Below are 15,715 nucleotides of genomic sequence, written 5' to 3'. Positions count from 1 at the left end.
TTTCGAGACGCTTCACTGCATTTTCCCCTTTGCACTCGATGGCCGGTCTCCGGTAGCGACGCCGCGCAACAGCCCGCGGTGCAACGAGATCCATCCCCCCTGTGCCTGTAGACATACGCGACACCGACGCATTCCTTGGCATGGATGCCCGGACGACCGTCTCGACCTGGTCCGCACCTGTGGGCACCGACGGCGGGCATCCATGGCTTCATTTCTGTCGGGATCGAGTGGCTGGTCATCGGAAGTCCCGGCCAGCATCCATGCAGAACTCCACCAGACGGGCGGCGTCGCCGATCCCGTCGCTGTCGTAACTCAACGGCCCGTGCATGCCCACGAGTCCGTCTCAGGGCGAGCAGGGCGACGGCCGCCACCCACGCGCGCCGTTTGCGGCGCCGCAGTCCGCGCTCGAGCAGCACGAGGAGGACTCCGGAGACGAGGGCGGCGGCGCGCGCCAGGTCTTCGGTGAGGCCGGGAACGCAGGCGGCTATGCGCTCGATCCGGCCGGCGCGCATCTGCGGGGAGACGGCCGTCGCGATGTCGACGAGCCCGATGAGCAGGCAGGTGTGACCGACGGTGGCGCAGGGCGGGGCTTCACGATTGCCGAGCGTAGGCGCGCAGGTCAGCAGCAGAGTGAGGGCAAGTAAGGAGAAGGGTAAGAACGCGCGGAGGAAGCGAACCCCATCGGCCGGACAATAGTTCTTCTCCCGAGGGAGCTGCCCTTGATGACAGTTTCCCCCGCCCCCGGTGAGAGGTGGAGGGAATATGAGCCTGACGGGTCGGGCGCTTGAGTACACGACGGCACTGCTGGCGCTGGCGTGCGTGGGATTCACGGTGTGGGTCTGGCCGAGGCTGGCCCGGCGCGGCCCGATGGCCGTGCTCGCGAGGCTCGGCATCATCGCGGCGACGCAACTGGCGCTCCTGACGGCGTGCGCGGTGGCGGTGAACGCGAGCTTCGACTTCTACAGCTCGTGGGACGACCTGCTCGGCCGTGTCCCCACGGCACCCGCGCAGATCACGGAACCCGGCGCCGGGGGCCGTGTGTACTCGACGAGCAGAGGCCTCGTGCGGCCCGCCGGGCCACAGGGCCTGGATCGGGTGCAGGACCTGCCGATCGGATCGCCCGCTCGTGTGGGGCGCGTCGAGTCGGTACAGATCATCGGTAGGCGATCACATGCCATCGACCCCGCGTTCGTGTACCTGCCGCCACAGTACTTCCAGCATCAGTACCACCGGCAGCGCTTCCCGGTGATCGTGACGATCAGCGGCTATCCGGGCGGCATTGTGAACCTCGCCCAGTACCTCCATGTTCCGCAAACGGCAGAAACGTTGGCGGCCTCGGGCCACATGCAGCCGACGGTGATCGTCATGGTGCGGCCCACCATCGCGCCGCCGCGCGACACCGAGTGCGTGGACGTGCCCGGCGGTCCGCAGGCGGAGACGTTCTTCACCAAAGACCTGCCCGAGGCGATCAAGTCGAAGTACCGGGTGGGGCACGACTCCAGCGCCTGGGGCGCGCTCGGCTACTCCTCCGGCGGCACCTGCGCCCTCCAGCTCGCCCTGCGTGATCCGAAGGTGTACACGTCCGCGGCCGCGCTGTCCGCCGACTACCGCGTAACCGACGATCTGACGACAGGCAGCTTGTTCGGGAGTGGGCCCAACGCGCGGCGTCGCCAACAGGGGCACGATCTGGTGTGGCGCCTGCGGCATCTTCCGGTGCCAAGGGTCTCGGTCCTCGTGGCGACCTCACGGCAGGGCGAGCCCGATTACGGGCCGTCGATACGGTTCCTCAGGGCCGTCAGGCCGCCGATGACATCGGCGCGCATCATCCTGTCGCACGGCAGCCATCACTTCACGACATGGCGGCGGGAGATCGGCCCCGCCCTGGAGTGGATGGGCAGGCAGCTGACCTTCCCTCAGGACACGACGCCGCCCCGGAGCCGCGGCACAGTGCACGGGCGGTCTCGCACTGAGCGCGGCCTGCCCGGGACCAGTGACGGCAATGTGTCGACTCGGCCGAACCGCATGTGAACAGGGCGTTTCCAGAGTTGGCGTCAGACTCGTGGCAGAGACGGTCAACACCGCCGTCCCTGCCCTTGCCGAAGATCATCGCGCGCCTGCTGCCGATGACCCTTCGGGGAGGATCGGCGCCCGTCGTCAGGCTCGGTGGGCCCGGCAGGAATCTTTGGAGGACGCAGAGGCCGCCCGAAGACGAGCTTGCTGGACAGGGAACTACGCCTCCGCATCGCGGAAATCTGCTGCCTCGTGGACATGGCCCTGTCCGACAGTGCCCGGACACTCCCTGCCAGAGGTTGCGTTCCTGTCCCGGAGCGAGACCCGCATGCTGATGGGGCCTGGTCGAGGGGACACGCTCCACTTGATTCGATTGAGGGTCGGCGACGGATCCGGCACGACGGGCCGTGGCTCTGAGTTCTCTCTGAATCTCCTCGCCGACGGCCTGCATCCGTCTTCTTCAGAAGGTACGCAGAGGTTCGGCTGTGAGGCTGGCCGTCCGTCACCGGAAAACGGCGATCCGGGGCCCGAAGACCGCCATGTTCACCACGACGTCCGCGTATGCGGACCGGAACACACGCCGCCGCACCATCCCCTGCCCTTCACGCAGCGCCACGCCCAAGGAGACTCTATGGGACCCGACCTCATCAACGGCCTGCCCGCGCACGTTCTGCTCGTCCACGTCGTCGTGGTCCTCGTGCCTCTGACGGCCCTCGCCCTCGTCGCGAGTGCCGCCTTCCCGCCGGTCATGCACCGGTTCGGCCTCGCGCTGCCGGTTCTGGCCCTCGCATCCTTGATCAGCGTGCCTCTGACGACGCACGCCGGTGAGTGGCTGGAACAGCACGTCGACAGTGATCCCCTGGTCCGCAAGCACACCGAACTCGGTGACCAGCTCCTGCCGTGGGTGATCGGACTGTTCGTCATTACCACAGGAGTGTGGTGGGTGTACCGACGAGCCGCCCGGACGGGTTCCGACACTGGCACAACCCCAACTCGAGCCGCCAAGACCCTGGTGGCTGTGCCAGTACGCATCGCTGCCGCCGTCTTGGCCCTCGCCGTCGGCGTCGGGGCCGTCGCGCAGGTCTACAGGATCGGCGACTCCGGCGCCAAGGCCGTCTGGCACGACGGCTACTCCGCCACCGCGCACACCGACCGGGGCTGAACCGGCTCTCGATCGAGCTGCGTGAACCGAAGGTGGTGGCGCGGCTTCCGGCTGCGCAGCATTCAGTCGGCTCGTGGCGCGCGGCGCCGTCGTCCTTGCGCCCGGGCCCGCCGAGGGAGGCGCCGCCTGCGCTGCGGGACCGCGCGCTGCGCACCCAACCGCGGCACGGCCGGCGCAGCGCCAGATCCGGACCAGGCGCGGCCCAGGTGCCACGGACGGTGCGACGTGGACGGCGCGCGGCCCGGATGTCTGCGTTTCGTGGCCTGTCTCGGCTCGCTGGGGCAGGGGCCGTCCGTCCCTGATTCGGACCGATATGGCCCTGGGCCGCCTTCCCCACGGGAGAGACGCTGATGGTGGCCAATCCGCTGGACCGGACGGGAGGTTCCTCATGAGCGGCATGATGGAATGGCGGCCTCCGGTGCTGCCAGACCTGTTCGACTTGATCGAGTCGGGGCTCGGCGGCCTTCCCGCGCACCGGGCCGCTCCCTCGCTGCACGGCATCCGTGTCGAGGAGCAGCTCACGGACGACGGCTACACACTGTCCGCCGAACTGCCGGGACTCGACCCGGACAAGGACATCGAAATCAGCGTCACCGGGGATGTCCTGACGCTGCACGCGGAGCGCACGGCACAGACGACGCAGAAGCGCCGCACGGAGTTCCGATACGGCAGCTACGCCCGCGCCGTACGGCTCCCCTCGGGAACGCTCTGGGAGGAGGCGAAGGCCGACTACAAGGACGGCATCCTCACCGTGACAATCCCGCTGGCCCAGGCCGCGAAGACCGACACCCGGACGATCCCGGTGCGGCGCGAGACACCCTGACCGCTGGGACGCTCGGGTACGCGACGAGCAGGGCGCTCCGGACACGCTGCGCCCCGCTCGCCATGCGGTCGAGGCCAGGCCGTCGCCGCCCCCTCAGCCGTGCGGGACCACCGCCACTGGTGCGGCGCAGTGATGCAGTACGGCCTGCGTCACCGGTCCGATGCGGCCGCCGCCGATCGGCAGGTGGCGCCTGCGGCATCCGACCACGACGAGCGACGCATTGCGCGAGTCCGCCACCAAGGACAGGCCGGCGCCGCCGAGGACGACCTCCTCCACCACGTCGACGCCGGGGAATTTGGCCCGCCACGGCTGCACCACCTCGGCCACGGCCCGACGGACCTGTGCTTCCAACTCCGCCTTCAGTCCAGGGACGTGCGCACCTCCTCGGTGTGGGTGGGACGCTCTGGCCCCACCTCCTCAATGTCCCGCGCATGCAGTGCGATTCGCCGGGGCCTGTGGGGATCCGGTGGGAGGGCCGAAGGTCCCTGACGCGTGCCCGCGAGGGGCGCCCCGAGGCTCCGAGGCCCCAGCCTGCTTGTCAAGGGTCTTCCCGGGTACTGCCCCCGTGGTAGGCGCGCTTGGAAACAAGACGTGAGGCTGATGAGCCCGAGGCCCCCGCGGGTGCGGCAGGTTCTTGCTGATGAGGCATCGAAGAGCGCTCCGCGTGGAATGTGGTGCTCACGAGGCAGGAGAGGAGACAAGAGTGGACTGGACACTGGACGAGGGATTCGAGACACCCGGAGGGGTGATGCGATGGGGGACCCTGGGCAGCGGAGACCCACTCGTGCTGGTGCACGGCACGCCGTACTCCTCCTTCCTGTGGCGGGACATCGCTCCCGCGCTCGCCCGTAACCGCAAGGTCTTCTTCTTCGACCATCTCGGCTTCGGCCAGTCCGAGCAGCGCGAGGGCCAGGACCTGAGCCTCGCGGCTCACTCGAGGAACTTCGCACGGCTCCTCGACCACTGGGGGCTGTCCCGCCCCAGCGTCGTGGCCCATGACATCGGCGGGGCGGTGGCGCTACGGACTCTGCTGCTGGAGGAGAGGAAGTACCGGGACCTGACCCTCTTCGACGCGGTGAGCGGCGGCGAGTGGGAGCGGGGACTGTTCCGGCTCTTCCTGGAGCACGAGGACGTCTTCCGCAAGCTTCCGGACTACGCCCACGAAGCGCTGGTCGCGAGCCACCTGCGGCATGCCACGCATGCCGGCTTCCGGCCGGGAGTCCTCGACGCGTTCCTCGCACCGTGGCGGGGCGAAGCAGGGCAGGCGGCGTTCTACCGTCAGTACAGCCAGATCAGGCAGGCGGACACGGTCGCGTACGAGCACCTGCTGGGCGGTGTGTCGATTCCGGTACGGATCGTCTGGGGCCGCGAGGACCGCATTCTCCCGCCGAAGTACGCCGAGTGGCTGCACGAACACCTCCCGCACGCGGAGCTGCACTGGATCGAGGACGCTGGCCACCTCCTCCAAGAGGACGCACCCGGCCGGCTGTTGGGCAGTCTGACGGGTGAATTCGCATCAGTCTGAACTGCGCTGAACCGCGGGGCCGATGAGTGGGTGCCCCCGGCCTGTGGGCCCCGCGAAGACAGTGCGCCTTCTTCCTGTGCGGGGGCATGCCACGGCAGTCAGTGCCCGGCCCCATGGGACGCGGCCCGCCTGCCGCTGGCGTGCAGGGAGCCGAGCAGGGCCAGCGCTTGGGCGGAGGGACTGCCCGGTTCGGCGTGGTAGATGACGAGTTGCTGGCCCGGAGCATCGCGGACGTCGAAGGACTGGTAGGTCAGGGAGAGCGGGCCGACGTCCGGGTGGAGGAGTTCCTTGGCGTCCTGAGTCTTGCCGCGCACCGTGTGTTGCGCCCACAGCCGCCGGAATTCGGCGCTGTGCTCGTTCAGCGTGTCCACGAGGTGTCGCAGGCGCGGGTGCTCGGGGTCGAAGCCGCTCGCCTGGCGCAGGTTGGCCACCGCGGCCTGGGCGGCCCGGTCCCAGTCCCGGAAGAACTGCCGTCCCGCCGGGTCGAGGAAGGTCATGCGGGCCAGGTTGTCCGCAGAAATGAAGGGCGCGTACAGCGCGTCGGCCAGGGTGTTGGCAGCCAGGAGGTCGAGGGTGCGGCTCATCACGAACGCCGGGGTGTGCGGGTAGCCGTCCATCAGTTGACGCAGCGCCGGACTGACGTGCTCCGCGGTATGGAGGGACCCCTTGCCGTCCGGTGAGACTCCGGCCAGGCGGTGCAGGTGGTCGCGGGCGTCCGTGTCGAGCAGGAGGGCGCGGCTGAGCGCGTCCAGCACTTGTGGCGAGGGGTGGCGCTCACGGCCCTGCTCAAGCCGGGTGTAGTAGTCGGCGTTGACGCCAGCCAGGACGGCGACCTCCTCGCGGCGCAGTCCGGCGACCCTGCGCACACCGTGACTCGCCATGTTGACGTCCTGTGGCCGCAGGCCTGCGCGGCGCGCGCGGAGGAATTCCCCGAGGTGGTTGTCGTCCATGGCCCCCAGGCTAGACAGCGGCCGCTCGCACTGCCCGGGTGTGCCGCACCCGGGCTGAGAGCACCCTGGCACACCCTCATTGACCTGCGCAGACTCGGTCGGGCAAGACAACCGCACCCACCGAGGAAGGCAATGTGATGGACGGCGATGCACGGAACGGCCGCGAGCCCGGGAACGCCGACGTGGTCGGCATGTGGGTGACCGCGGACGGTCACATCCGTCAGGAGCTGTTGCCGGACGGGCGCTACGACGAGGCCCGGGGAAACCGGCGCAGCGCGTACACCGGCCGGTACACGGTCACCGGCGACCACCTCGACTACGTCGACGACACCGGCTTCACGGCCACGGGCGACATCCGGGACGGCGTGCTCTACCACGAGCACCTCGTGCTCCACCGCGAGAAGCGGACGGAGAACCCCTCATGAGTGAGCACGCCGACGCCCTCGCCGACCGGACCGGGGCCGTGACCGAGGTCGCCCCTCCGCCCGGCACCCTGGCTCTGCTGGTGCTGTGCGCAGCTCATTTCATGGACGCCATCGACCTGTCCGACGTCGGCGTGGCCCTGCCCGCGATCCAGCGTGACCTGGGCATGGCCTCGGGTTCCCTGCAGTGGGTGGTGTCCGCCTATGCCCTCGGCTACGGCGGGTTTCTTCTCCTGGGGGGCCGGGTCGCCGATCTGTTCGGTCGACGACGCGCCTTCCTGACCGCGGTCGCCGTTTTCGGCGTGGTGAGCGTGCTCGGAGCGCTCGCTCCGACCCCCGGCACGCTGATCGCGGCGCGACTGGTGAAGGGGATCGCCGCGGGCTTCCTGGCCCCGGCCGCCCTCTCCCTGATCACCACCAACTGGCCGGAGGGCCAGCAGCGCGGGCGCGCGCTCGGCTGGTACGCCACCGCCGGTGCCTGCGGCTTCATCGGAGGGCTCGTGCTCGGCGGCGTACTGACCGAACTGTCGTGGCGGCTGGTCTTCGCGCTCCCGGTGCCCATCGCCGTGACGGCACTGCTGGCGGGGCCGCGCCTGCTGCCGGCGGACGCCCGGAGCGGCACACGCGAGAGGATCGATGTGCCCGGCGCGCTGACCGCCACCGGAGCGCTGATGCTCTTGGTCTACGCCCTCACGCAGGCTCCGTCGCACGGCTGGCTCTCGGCCCACACCCTCGTCCTGCTCACCGTCGCGGCCGGCATGTTCGCCCTGTTCCTCCGTGTGGAGTCCCGCGCGCGCAGGCCCTTGGTTCCGCTGTCCTTCCTCACGAGGCGCGCGACCGCGGGCGCCAACCTGACGATCTTCGCCATGTGGGGCGCGTACACGTCGTTCGCGTTCCTCGCCACGCTCTACCTGCAGAACGTGCTGGACTGGACACCGCTGCAGACCGCCGGTGCCTTCGTCCCCCTGGGCCTCGCCAACGGCGCGCTGGCCCCGTACGCGGGGCGGCTCGCCGCCCGGTTCGGCGCGCACCGGATGATCGCCGGCGGCATGCTGCTTCTCGCGCTGTCCTACGTCCTGTTCTTCCGGATCGGCCCCGACAGCTCCTTCCTCACCGTGGTCCTGCCCGTCATGGTCGTCAACGGGATCGGTACCGCGGCGACCTTCCCCGCGCTGAACATGAGCGCGGTGGCCGGGGTGCCCGACGGGGACCAGGGGCTGGCGGGAGCGCTGCTCAACACCTTCATGCAGATCGGCGGCGCCGTCGTACTCGCCCTGGTCACCGCGGCCGTCGAAGCCGGACAGCGGGCGGACCGGGGCGACCCTCTGGCGGGCTACGGCCTCGGTACCGGCGTCATGGTCGCCACCGTGCTCGCCGGCCTGGGCGCCGCCCTCCTGATCCGACACCGGCCCGACGGCCGGGACCACTGACGACGGAGCACCCGAATGACATCCACGACACCGTCCACCGAAGCCGCCGAGTTCGCCGGGAAGACAGCCCTCGTCACGGGCGCCGCACGCGGCATCGGCAGGGAGACCGTATCCCTTCTCCACACCCGCGGCGCGCACGTCGTCGCCCTCGACACACGTCCCGAACTCGCGGCTCTGTCGGACGAGTTGCCCGGGGTCGTGACCATGACGGGCGACGTCACCGCCGAAGAGACCGCCACCCGCACGGTGAGGACAGCCGTCGACGTCTTCGGCGGACTGGACATCCTGGTCAACAACGCCGGACGCACCCTGAACAAGCCCGTTACGCACACCACCGCACAGGACTGGGACAGCGTGATGGACGTCAACGCCCGCGGCGCCTTCCTCTTCGCCCGCGAAGCCTTCCGGGCGATGCAGGAGCGCGGCGGCGGCGCCATCGTCAGCACCGGTTCGTACGCGTCCACCGTCGGTCTGCCCGAAGGGGTCGCCTACAGCGCGTCGAAGGGGGCCCTCGCCCAACTGACCAAGGTGCTGGCACTGGAGGGCGGCCCCCTGGGCATCCGCGCGAACCTCGTCGCCGCAGGCGTCGTCGAGACCGACTTCCTCGACACCTTCCGTTCCGACAGCCGCGCCTATCTCGCGTCCTTCGCGGACGTCCACCCCCTGCGCAGGGTGGCGCAGCCCCGCGAGATCGCGGAAGTCCTGTGTTTCCTGGCCTCCCCACGGTCCGCCTTCGTCACGGGCGCCGTACTCGCCGCGGACGGCGGCTTCACCGCCGCCTGATCCACCACGCATGGACAGGCGCGACACGATAAGAACATCCGTTCCTATGTAGTGTACTTTTGTTCTTATGCGCGAGAAGGAAACGCCCGAGGGGCAGCGGACAGCGGGCGCCGAAGGGCGACGCACCCGCCGCCACGATCCGCGACGCAGGGAGCGCGTGCTCGACGCCGCGCTGGACGTGCTCGCGGAGGACGGGGTCGCGGGGATCACTCACCGCAAGGTGGCCGCCAGGGCGGACGTACCGCTGGGCTCCGTCACGTATCACTTCGCGAGCCTGCCCGAACTGTGCATGCAGGCGTTCGCCCGGTACGTCGAGCAGCGGAGCACCGAGTACGCGGCGCTCTTCGCCGAGGTGTCCTCGCGCGAGGACCTGATCGACGTCCTGGTGGAGCAGGTGCGGGGAGGGCCGTCCAGGCACCGCAGCGCGGTCCTCGGCTTCGAACTGCACCTGGCCGCGTTGCGCGACCCCACGCTGCGCGCGCTCACCCAGGAGTGGACCAGATCCAGCCGGGAGGTGCTGGCCCGCTTCACGGGACCGGAGACCGCCAACCGTCTCGACGCCCTCCTGGAAGGAAAGATCATGCACGCGCTGCTCTCCACAGAGCGGGAACCGCGTGAGGAGACCCGGGCAGCCGTCGTGCAGACGCTCGGCCCGGCTGTCGATCCGGGCAGGTGAACACCCGCACCGCCGAGCGTGCACGCGGCGGCCCTGCCGATGATCGCCGCCGTCATGGTCGTCCCGCTCGTCCCCGGCGGCGCCGCCTGCCCCGGGCCTCGCGCGCGGAGGCGACCGACACCGGCCTCGCCACACCTGCACCCCTGAGCACAGAAACCAAGGAGCACACCGTGCCGACCACCGCCCCCGTCATCGAGGTCAGTGACGCCGACCTGGACGACCTCCGCGCCCGACTGCGGGCGACTCGGTGGGCCGAGCCCTGGCCCGTCGACGGCTGGGATGCGGGTACCGACGCCGCCGAACTCCGCCGCCTCGTCGCGTACTGGGCCTCGGGCTACGACTGGCGGGCCCACGAGGCCGCCGTCAACGCCCTGCCGTCCCACTTCGCCGACATCGACGGCACACCGGTGCACTTCCTCCGCTACGACGGCGAGCGCCCCGACGCCCTGCCGATCGTGCTCACCCACGGCTGGCCGAGCACCGTCCTCGAACTCACGGCCCTCGCCGAACGACTGGCCTCCCCCTCCCGCCACGGCGGAGACCCCGGGGACGCCTTCACCGTGATCGTTCCTTCGCTGCCCGGCTTCGTCTTCTCCCCGCAACGGCCCACCCTCACCGAGCAGACCCACGAGCTCTGGCACCGGCTGATGCACGACCACCTCGGCTTCCGGCACTACGCGGCCCACGGCGGAGACCTGGGCGCCGGCATCACCTCACGGCTCGCCGAAGCGCACCCCGAGGCCGTCGTGGGCATCCACCTGCTCGCCGCCGCGGCCCCGGCCGGCCACGACCCGGCCTCGTTGACGTCCGAGGAGCAGACGTACCTGGCCGCCGCCGCGGTCTGGCAGGCCGAGGAGGGCGGGTACATGCACCAGCAGAACACCCGCCCTCTCACCCTCGCCCCCGCCTTGAACGACTCCCCCGCCGGACTGCTCTCCTGGATCGTTGAGAAGTACCGCGCGTGGAGCGACTGCGAAGGCGTCCTGTCCACCCGTTTCAGCGACGACTTCCTCCTCACCCAGGCGTCCCTCTACTGGTTCACCGGCACGATCTCCACATCCTTCCGGCCGTACTACGAGTACGCGCACCATCTGACCCGGCGCGTGGAGCGGGTGGACGTCTCCACCGCCCTCGCCCAGTTCCCCGCCGACCTCACCCGACCGCCACGAAGCTGGGCCGAGCGCACCTACCGCCTCACGCGCCACACGCACATGCCCCGCGGCGGACACTTCGCCGCACACGAGGAACCCGCCCTGCTCGCCGACGACATCACCACGTTCTTCCACGCTCTCCGCCTTCCCCGCCTCTGAGCCTCACGGCCGCGGGCGCGATCCCGTGGAAGGCCGAGCGTCGCCGGTCACCCAATGGACCCGGTGCCGGGCGGCCCGTCGAGGACGGTGGGGATGTACTCCAGCAACTGGAGTCGGCCGTCGAAGGTGCGGCTCTCGACGAGATCGAGACGGATGTCGGGATAGCCGTCAAAGATCCGTTCCCTTCCGGTGGCGCCGGTCACGACGGGAAAGACGACGACACGGAAACGGTCCACGAGACCCGCCTCGAGCAGCGACCGGCACAACGTGAGGCTGCCGATCGTGCGCAGCGGCCGGGCCCCGTTCTTCTTCATCTCCCGGACGGCCTCGACCGCGTCGCCCCTGACCAGTTCGGTGTTCTCCCAGTTCAAAGGCGCTTCCAGGGTCGACGAGAAGACCACTTTGGGCATGGAGTTCAGCTGGGCGAAGGAGGGATCGTCGGGCATCTGCGCGGCGAACCCCGACATCAGCCGATAGGTCGTGGCCCCCATCAGGCTGAGGTGCTGCTGCTCGCCCTCGCTGTCGAGCCACGCCAGGTACTCGGGCCCCTCCATGCCCCAGTATCCCGGCCAACCCTCGGCGGACGCGTACCCGTCCAGCGAGATGATGAAGTCCACCATGAGGCTTGCCATCGGCCTGCTCCTCCCGAGGTAGGGATGTCGTAGTGGTGACCGGTGCCGGACCGGGAACTCATCGCCGCCCCGTGCGTGGGTACCGGTGCCGTATGGGCGACATACTCGTGGGCACCTGCTCCTGGACCGATCCGGCGCTGGTGCGCAGCGGCTGGTATCCCTCCGGGCAGCGGGACGCAGAGGGGCGCTTGCGGTATTACGCCGGGCGGTTCCCCGTGGTCGAGGCCGACGGGTCGTACTACGCCCTGCCCCGGCAGCGCGTCAGCGAGATGTGGGTGGAGCGCACGCCGGACGGTTTCACCTTCGACGTGAAGGCCTTCTCACTCCTGACCGGGCATCCCACCCGCGCGGCGGTCCTGCCGGACGGGCTGCCGCCGAACGCCCGGGACAGCGGCGTTGTCGACGCGGTGTGGTCGCGGTTCGCCGAGGGAATCGCACCGTTGCGGAGGGCCGGTCGGCTCGGCAGTGTGCTGTTCCAGTTCCCACCGTGGCTGAGGCCCGGCGCCGAGGCCGAGCGGATCCTCGCGCGGACCGCACGACGCACGGACGGCTGGCCGATCGCCGTGGAGTTCCGGCACCCCGACTGGTGGCGCGCGGAGCAGGCCGGAGCCACCAGCACCCTGCTCGCGGACCACGGCATGACGGCCGTCGCCGTCGACGTGGTCCAGGGTCTGCCTGCCTCCGTGCCGCCTGTCGCCCCCGTCACCACGTCCCGGCTGGCCGTCGTACGGTTCCACGGACGCAGCGCGTCATGGGGGCGCGGGAGCAAGGAGGACCGCTTTCGGTACGCGTACTCCGAAGCCGAACTCGTCGAGTGGCTGCCCCGGTTGCGCGAGCTGGCCGACCGGACGGAAAAGGTCCACGCCCTGTTCAACAACTGCTGCGCGGACGCCGCCGTACGGGCCGCCGAGCAGCTGGTCCACTTGCTGCGGGCGGATCAGGCACCCGTCAGGTGATGCACAAGAGCGGTGACGGCCGTCCGCCGTCGGTACGGGACGGCGTTGCGGCCCGTGTCATCCCGCATCGGGGTGTGGGTCGCGGCGGACGGCGAGGACCGTGGTGTCGTCGGTCAGGCCGTTCTCCGCGTGCCGTGCGGCGGCCGCCCGGACGTACCAGACCAGGCGTTGGGGTTCCGTGAGACCCGGGTCGTCCGCGAGGGCGCGGTCCAGGTCCTCGGACAGGGGGTAGAAGCGGCCGTTCGCGTCGCGGGCCTCGGTCACCCCGTCGGACACCAGCAGCAGCGTCTCGTCGGCCCGCACGGGAACGAAGACGGAGGCCGGTGCTTCGCCGGTCAGACCGAGCATGCCCAGTGGCAGCGCGGCGTCGCCCGCCAGGGGCCGCACGCCGCCGGGCCCGACGGCGAGCGGGCTGAGGTGCCCGCAGTTGACGAGTTCGACGTGGGTCTCGCCGTGTTCCCGCGCCTCCCCCGTGGGGAAGTTGATGAGCGCCGCGGTGGCGAAGCGCTCGCTCTCGTCCCCCCCGAGTGCCTGCACGTGCTCCTGGTGGCGCCGCAACCGCTGGTCCATGCGCAGGGCCACCTGCGCCAGTGCGAACGAGTGGAAAGCGGCCTCGCGGAAACTGCCGATGAGCGCGGAGGCGCAGGCCACGGCGTCGAGGCCCTTGCCCTGGACGTCACCGAGGACGAGGCGGGTGCCGTGGGGCGAGGGCTGGATGTCGTAGAAATCGCCGCCGACCTGTGCCGCGACATCGGCGGTGGTGTACGCGGCGGCCTGTTCCAGCCCGGCCCAGTGGGAGGGCAGCGGGCGCAGAACGGTGCGGCGGGTGGTCTCGGCGATCTCACGGATGTGGTCGGTCCGGCGCTGGGCGCGCAGCCGGGCGCTGCACACGGCGAGCGCGCCCACAGCGGAGACCAGGACCAGGACGAAGCCCGAAAGGCCGGTCAGGCCGCCCCCCGGAGAGTGCAGGTCGACCAGGGCGTAGACGAGGACGGTGAGTGCGCCGTAGGCCGCGGTGGTCCGCAACCCGCACAGCAGCGCGGCGAGCCCCGGGACGAGAACCATCCAGCCGATGCTGCGGAAGATCTCGCAGGTGGTCACGTCGACCACCACGACCGCCAGCAGGACGAGGGCCGGCGCCAGTGCGAGCCACCCCCGGTGCGGCGCGTAGGCGGACGCCGTGTCGTGAGTGGGATCGGCGAGCGAGACCGTGTCCCGGCTGCCGCCGGACTTCGGTCCCGGCGCGGATGCCGTGGCGGAGAGACGCTCGATGAGGTCATTCACCATTCAATAAGTCCAGCATGTGGGGAATGAGCAGGGGAAGCTGTCCCAAGTCCTGACCGCAGGGGACCAAGGTCCCGGAAGCGGGCACCTTGTCCCCTGCTTTACGTGCCTCAAGAGGCGATCAGGTCAGGCCGGGGAGGGTCACAGGGTGACCCAGCCGAGGGCCAGTGCGAGGACCGCCAGCACCGCGCCGACCGTGACCAGGGCGCACAGCGCGATCTCCGGTGGCGAGAGGGCCCGCCGGCCCTGTTCCCGGCGGGTCAGTACGAACAGCACGGTCGCCGGTGCGTACAGCAGGCAGGACAGGAGCAGGAACCCGGGCCCGGCCGCGTAGAGCAGGAACAGGGAGTAGGCCGTGGCGGCCACCGGGATCACGAGCTGCCCCGCGCGGTGCCGTCGGGACGCCACGGGGGCGGGACCCGAAGGAGTACTGGGGCGCAGTGCGAACCGCACGGCGAACCCGGCGGCGAGCAGGAACGGCATCAGGGCCAGCGCGCTCGTGAGGTCGAGGGCGAAGTTGAAGGCGTTCTCGGAGAACATCGTGATCACCAGGACCACCTGCGACAGCAAGGTGCTCATCAGCAGGGCGGACACCGGTACGTCCCCGTGCGCGGTGCGCTTGAGGAAGCGCGGCATGTCGTCGCTGCGGGCCGCCACGTGGAGGACCTCGGCGGCCATCAGCGTCCAGGCGAGGTACGCGCCGAGCACCGAGACGATCAGTCCGACGCTGACGAACGCCGTGCCCCACGGGCCGACCGCGTGCTCCAGGACGCCCGCCATCGACGGCTGGCGCAGCTCGGCGATCTCGCCCATCGGCATGATGCCGTAGGACACGATGGTGACCGAGGCGAAGACCGCGAAGACGCCCAGGAAGCCCAGGACGGTGGCGCGGCCGACGTCCTCGCGGCGGCGGGCGTGGCGCGAGTAGACGCTGGCCGCCTCGATTCCGAGGAACACGAACACGGTGATCAGCATGGTGCCGGCGACCTGGTCGAGCATCGACCCGGCGTAGGGGGCGCCACCGAAGTTGTCGGCGAACACTCCCGGGTCGAAGAAGAACACGGCCAGGACCACGAAGACGATGATCGGCACCACCTTCGCGGCGGTGACGACACGGTTGAGGAGGGCCGCTTCACGGACGCCGCGCCGGACGAGGAAGTAGAAGCCCCACAGTCCCACGGTCGACAGGGCGACGGCGAGCAGGGTGTCTCCGGCGCCCAGAGCGGGCCAGAGCGCGCCCACCGTGGACATGATCAGCACCCAGTACACGACGTTGCCGACGCACGCGCTCGCCCAGAAGCCGATGGCGGACAGAAAACCGGCGTACTGCCCGAAGCCGGCCTTGGCGTAGGCGTACACGCCGGAGTCGAGATCGGGTCGACGGACGGCGAGGCGCTGGAAGACCAGCGCCAGCATCAGCATTCCGGTGCCGGCGACGGCCCAGGCGATGAGCGCGCCACCCACGCCGGTCTCCTGGGCGAAGCGGCCGGGCAGGGAGAACACGCCGGCGCCGACCATGGAGCCGACGACCATGCCGACCATCGTGGTCAGGGCGAGACCGGCACGCTTGCCGCGCGGCTCCCGCGTACTCGGCTCGCGTGGCGGGGTGGACTGGGAGGTGGGTGGGCGGGGCGGCGGGGAGGTGGGGGTTTCGGTGTGCGGCGATGCCTGTAGGTCGGTCACGGTGGACTCCGTTGGTCACACGTTGAGCTGGTTGTCTGGTCGGGCGAGGGGCGACGACGGACGGTTCCG

Annotated in this window: 16 protein-coding genes; 11 read left to right on the top strand and 5 right to left on the bottom strand. The window is 70.3% G+C overall.

Annotated elements, in window-relative coordinates; translation table 11 throughout:
- Window positions 1–326 precede the first annotated feature (326 nt).
- From ACY34M_RS19385 to ACY34M_RS19370, 4 genes are all read left to right on the top strand, one after another.
- Window positions 327–644 (top strand): hypothetical protein, encoded by a 318-nt coding sequence (locus ACY34M_RS19385; protein ID WP_462722885.1) that lies wholly within the window; start codon window positions 327–329, stop codon window positions 642–644.
- A gap of 118 nt (window positions 645–762) precedes the next feature.
- The gene (locus ACY34M_RS19380) at window positions 763–2,028 is read left to right on the top strand and encodes an alpha/beta hydrolase (RefSeq protein ID WP_462722884.1); all 1,266 of its coding nucleotides are present in this window, start codon (window positions 763–765) and stop codon (window positions 2,026–2,028) included.
- A gap of 613 nt (window positions 2,029–2,641) precedes the next feature.
- Window positions 2,642–3,172, top strand: coding sequence for a DUF2231 domain-containing protein (locus ACY34M_RS19375; protein ID WP_462722883.1), 531 nt, complete (start codon window positions 2,642–2,644; stop codon window positions 3,170–3,172).
- 388 nt (window positions 3,173–3,560) lie between these two features.
- On the top strand, window positions 3,561–3,995 hold the full coding sequence (locus ACY34M_RS19370; protein WP_462722882.1) for an Hsp20/alpha crystallin family protein: 435 nt from the start codon (window positions 3,561–3,563) through the stop codon (window positions 3,993–3,995).
- Between the two features lie 93 nt (window positions 3,996–4,088).
- On the opposite strand, the gene ACY34M_RS19365 is transcribed toward ACY34M_RS19370, so the two are convergent.
- The gene (locus ACY34M_RS19365) at window positions 4,089–4,346 is read right to left on the bottom strand and encodes a universal stress protein (protein WP_462722881.1); all 258 of its coding nucleotides are present in this window, start codon (window positions 4,344–4,346) and stop codon (window positions 4,089–4,091) included.
- A 352-nt stretch (window positions 4,347–4,698) separates the two neighbouring features.
- Between ACY34M_RS19365 and ACY34M_RS19360 the strand changes: the two genes are divergently transcribed.
- Window positions 4,699–5,520 (top strand): alpha/beta fold hydrolase, encoded by an 822-nt coding sequence (locus tag ACY34M_RS19360; RefSeq protein ID WP_462722880.1) that lies wholly within the window; start codon window positions 4,699–4,701, stop codon window positions 5,518–5,520.
- A 98-nt stretch (window positions 5,521–5,618) separates the two neighbouring features.
- Here ACY34M_RS19360 and ACY34M_RS19355 read toward each other — a convergent pair whose 3' ends face one another.
- Complete coding sequence (locus ACY34M_RS19355; RefSeq protein WP_462722879.1) at window positions 5,619–6,470, bottom strand: helix-turn-helix transcriptional regulator; 852 nt, start codon at window positions 6,468–6,470, stop codon at window positions 5,619–5,621.
- A 137-nt stretch (window positions 6,471–6,607) separates the two neighbouring features.
- Here ACY34M_RS19355 and ACY34M_RS19350 point away from each other — a divergent pair, with 137 nt between their 5' ends.
- The 5 genes from ACY34M_RS19350 (at window position 6,608) to ACY34M_RS19330 (ending at window position 11,091) form a co-directional block, all read left to right on the top strand.
- Window positions 6,608–6,895: an Atu4866 domain-containing protein gene (locus ACY34M_RS19350; protein ID WP_462722878.1), complete on the top strand. Its 288-nt coding sequence runs from the start codon at window positions 6,608–6,610 to the stop codon at window positions 6,893–6,895.
- Window positions 6,892–8,322 (top strand): MFS transporter, encoded by a 1,431-nt coding sequence (locus tag ACY34M_RS19345; protein ID WP_462722877.1) that lies wholly within the window; start codon window positions 6,892–6,894, stop codon window positions 8,320–8,322. The genes ACY34M_RS19350 and ACY34M_RS19345 overlap by 4 nt, the downstream gene beginning before the upstream one ends.
- A 15-nt stretch (window positions 8,323–8,337) precedes the next feature.
- Window positions 8,338–9,105: an SDR family NAD(P)-dependent oxidoreductase gene (locus tag ACY34M_RS19340; RefSeq protein ID WP_462722876.1), complete on the top strand. Its 768-nt coding sequence runs from the start codon at window positions 8,338–8,340 to the stop codon at window positions 9,103–9,105.
- 67 nt (window positions 9,106–9,172) lie between these two features.
- Window positions 9,173–9,781 carry a TetR/AcrR family transcriptional regulator gene (locus tag ACY34M_RS19335; protein WP_462722875.1) on the top strand — a complete coding sequence of 203 codons (609 nt, stop codon included), beginning with the start codon at window positions 9,173–9,175 and terminating at the stop codon, window positions 9,779–9,781.
- A 170-nt stretch (window positions 9,782–9,951) separates the two neighbouring features.
- Window positions 9,952–11,091, top strand: a complete 1,140-nt coding sequence (locus ACY34M_RS19330) for an alpha/beta fold hydrolase (RefSeq protein WP_462722874.1) — start codon at window positions 9,952–9,954, stop codon at window positions 11,089–11,091.
- Between the two features lie 47 nt (window positions 11,092–11,138).
- Here the strand turns inward: ACY34M_RS19330 and ACY34M_RS19325 are convergent, their stop codons facing one another.
- Window positions 11,139–11,723, bottom strand: coding sequence for a dihydrofolate reductase family protein (locus ACY34M_RS19325; protein ID WP_462722873.1), 585 nt, complete (start codon window positions 11,721–11,723; stop codon window positions 11,139–11,141).
- A 92-nt stretch (window positions 11,724–11,815) separates the two neighbouring features.
- Here ACY34M_RS19325 and ACY34M_RS19320 point away from each other — a divergent pair, with 92 nt between their 5' ends.
- Entirely contained in the window at window positions 11,816–12,679 is an 864-nt protein-coding gene (locus ACY34M_RS19320; protein WP_462722872.1) for a DUF72 domain-containing protein, read from the top strand.
- 57 nt (window positions 12,680–12,736) lie between these two features.
- Here the strand turns inward: ACY34M_RS19320 and ACY34M_RS19315 are convergent, their stop codons facing one another.
- Both ACY34M_RS19315 and ACY34M_RS19310 read right to left on the bottom strand, forming a co-directional pair.
- Window positions 12,737–13,966, bottom strand: a complete 1,230-nt coding sequence (locus ACY34M_RS19315; RefSeq protein WP_462722871.1) for a PP2C family protein-serine/threonine phosphatase — start codon at window positions 13,964–13,966, stop codon at window positions 12,737–12,739.
- Window positions 13,967–14,104: 138 nt separating this feature from the next.
- Entirely contained in the window at window positions 14,105–15,505 is a 1,401-nt protein-coding gene (locus ACY34M_RS19310) for a basic amino acid/polyamine antiporter (protein WP_462722974.1), read from the bottom strand.
- Window positions 15,506–15,715 lie beyond the last annotated feature (210 nt).

The sequence above is a fragment of the Streptomyces sp. EDA2-14 genome (assembly GCF_054963755.1).
The sequence above is the reverse complement of the archived record's forward strand: the minus strand, read 5'-3'. Positions and strand labels throughout refer to the sequence as shown.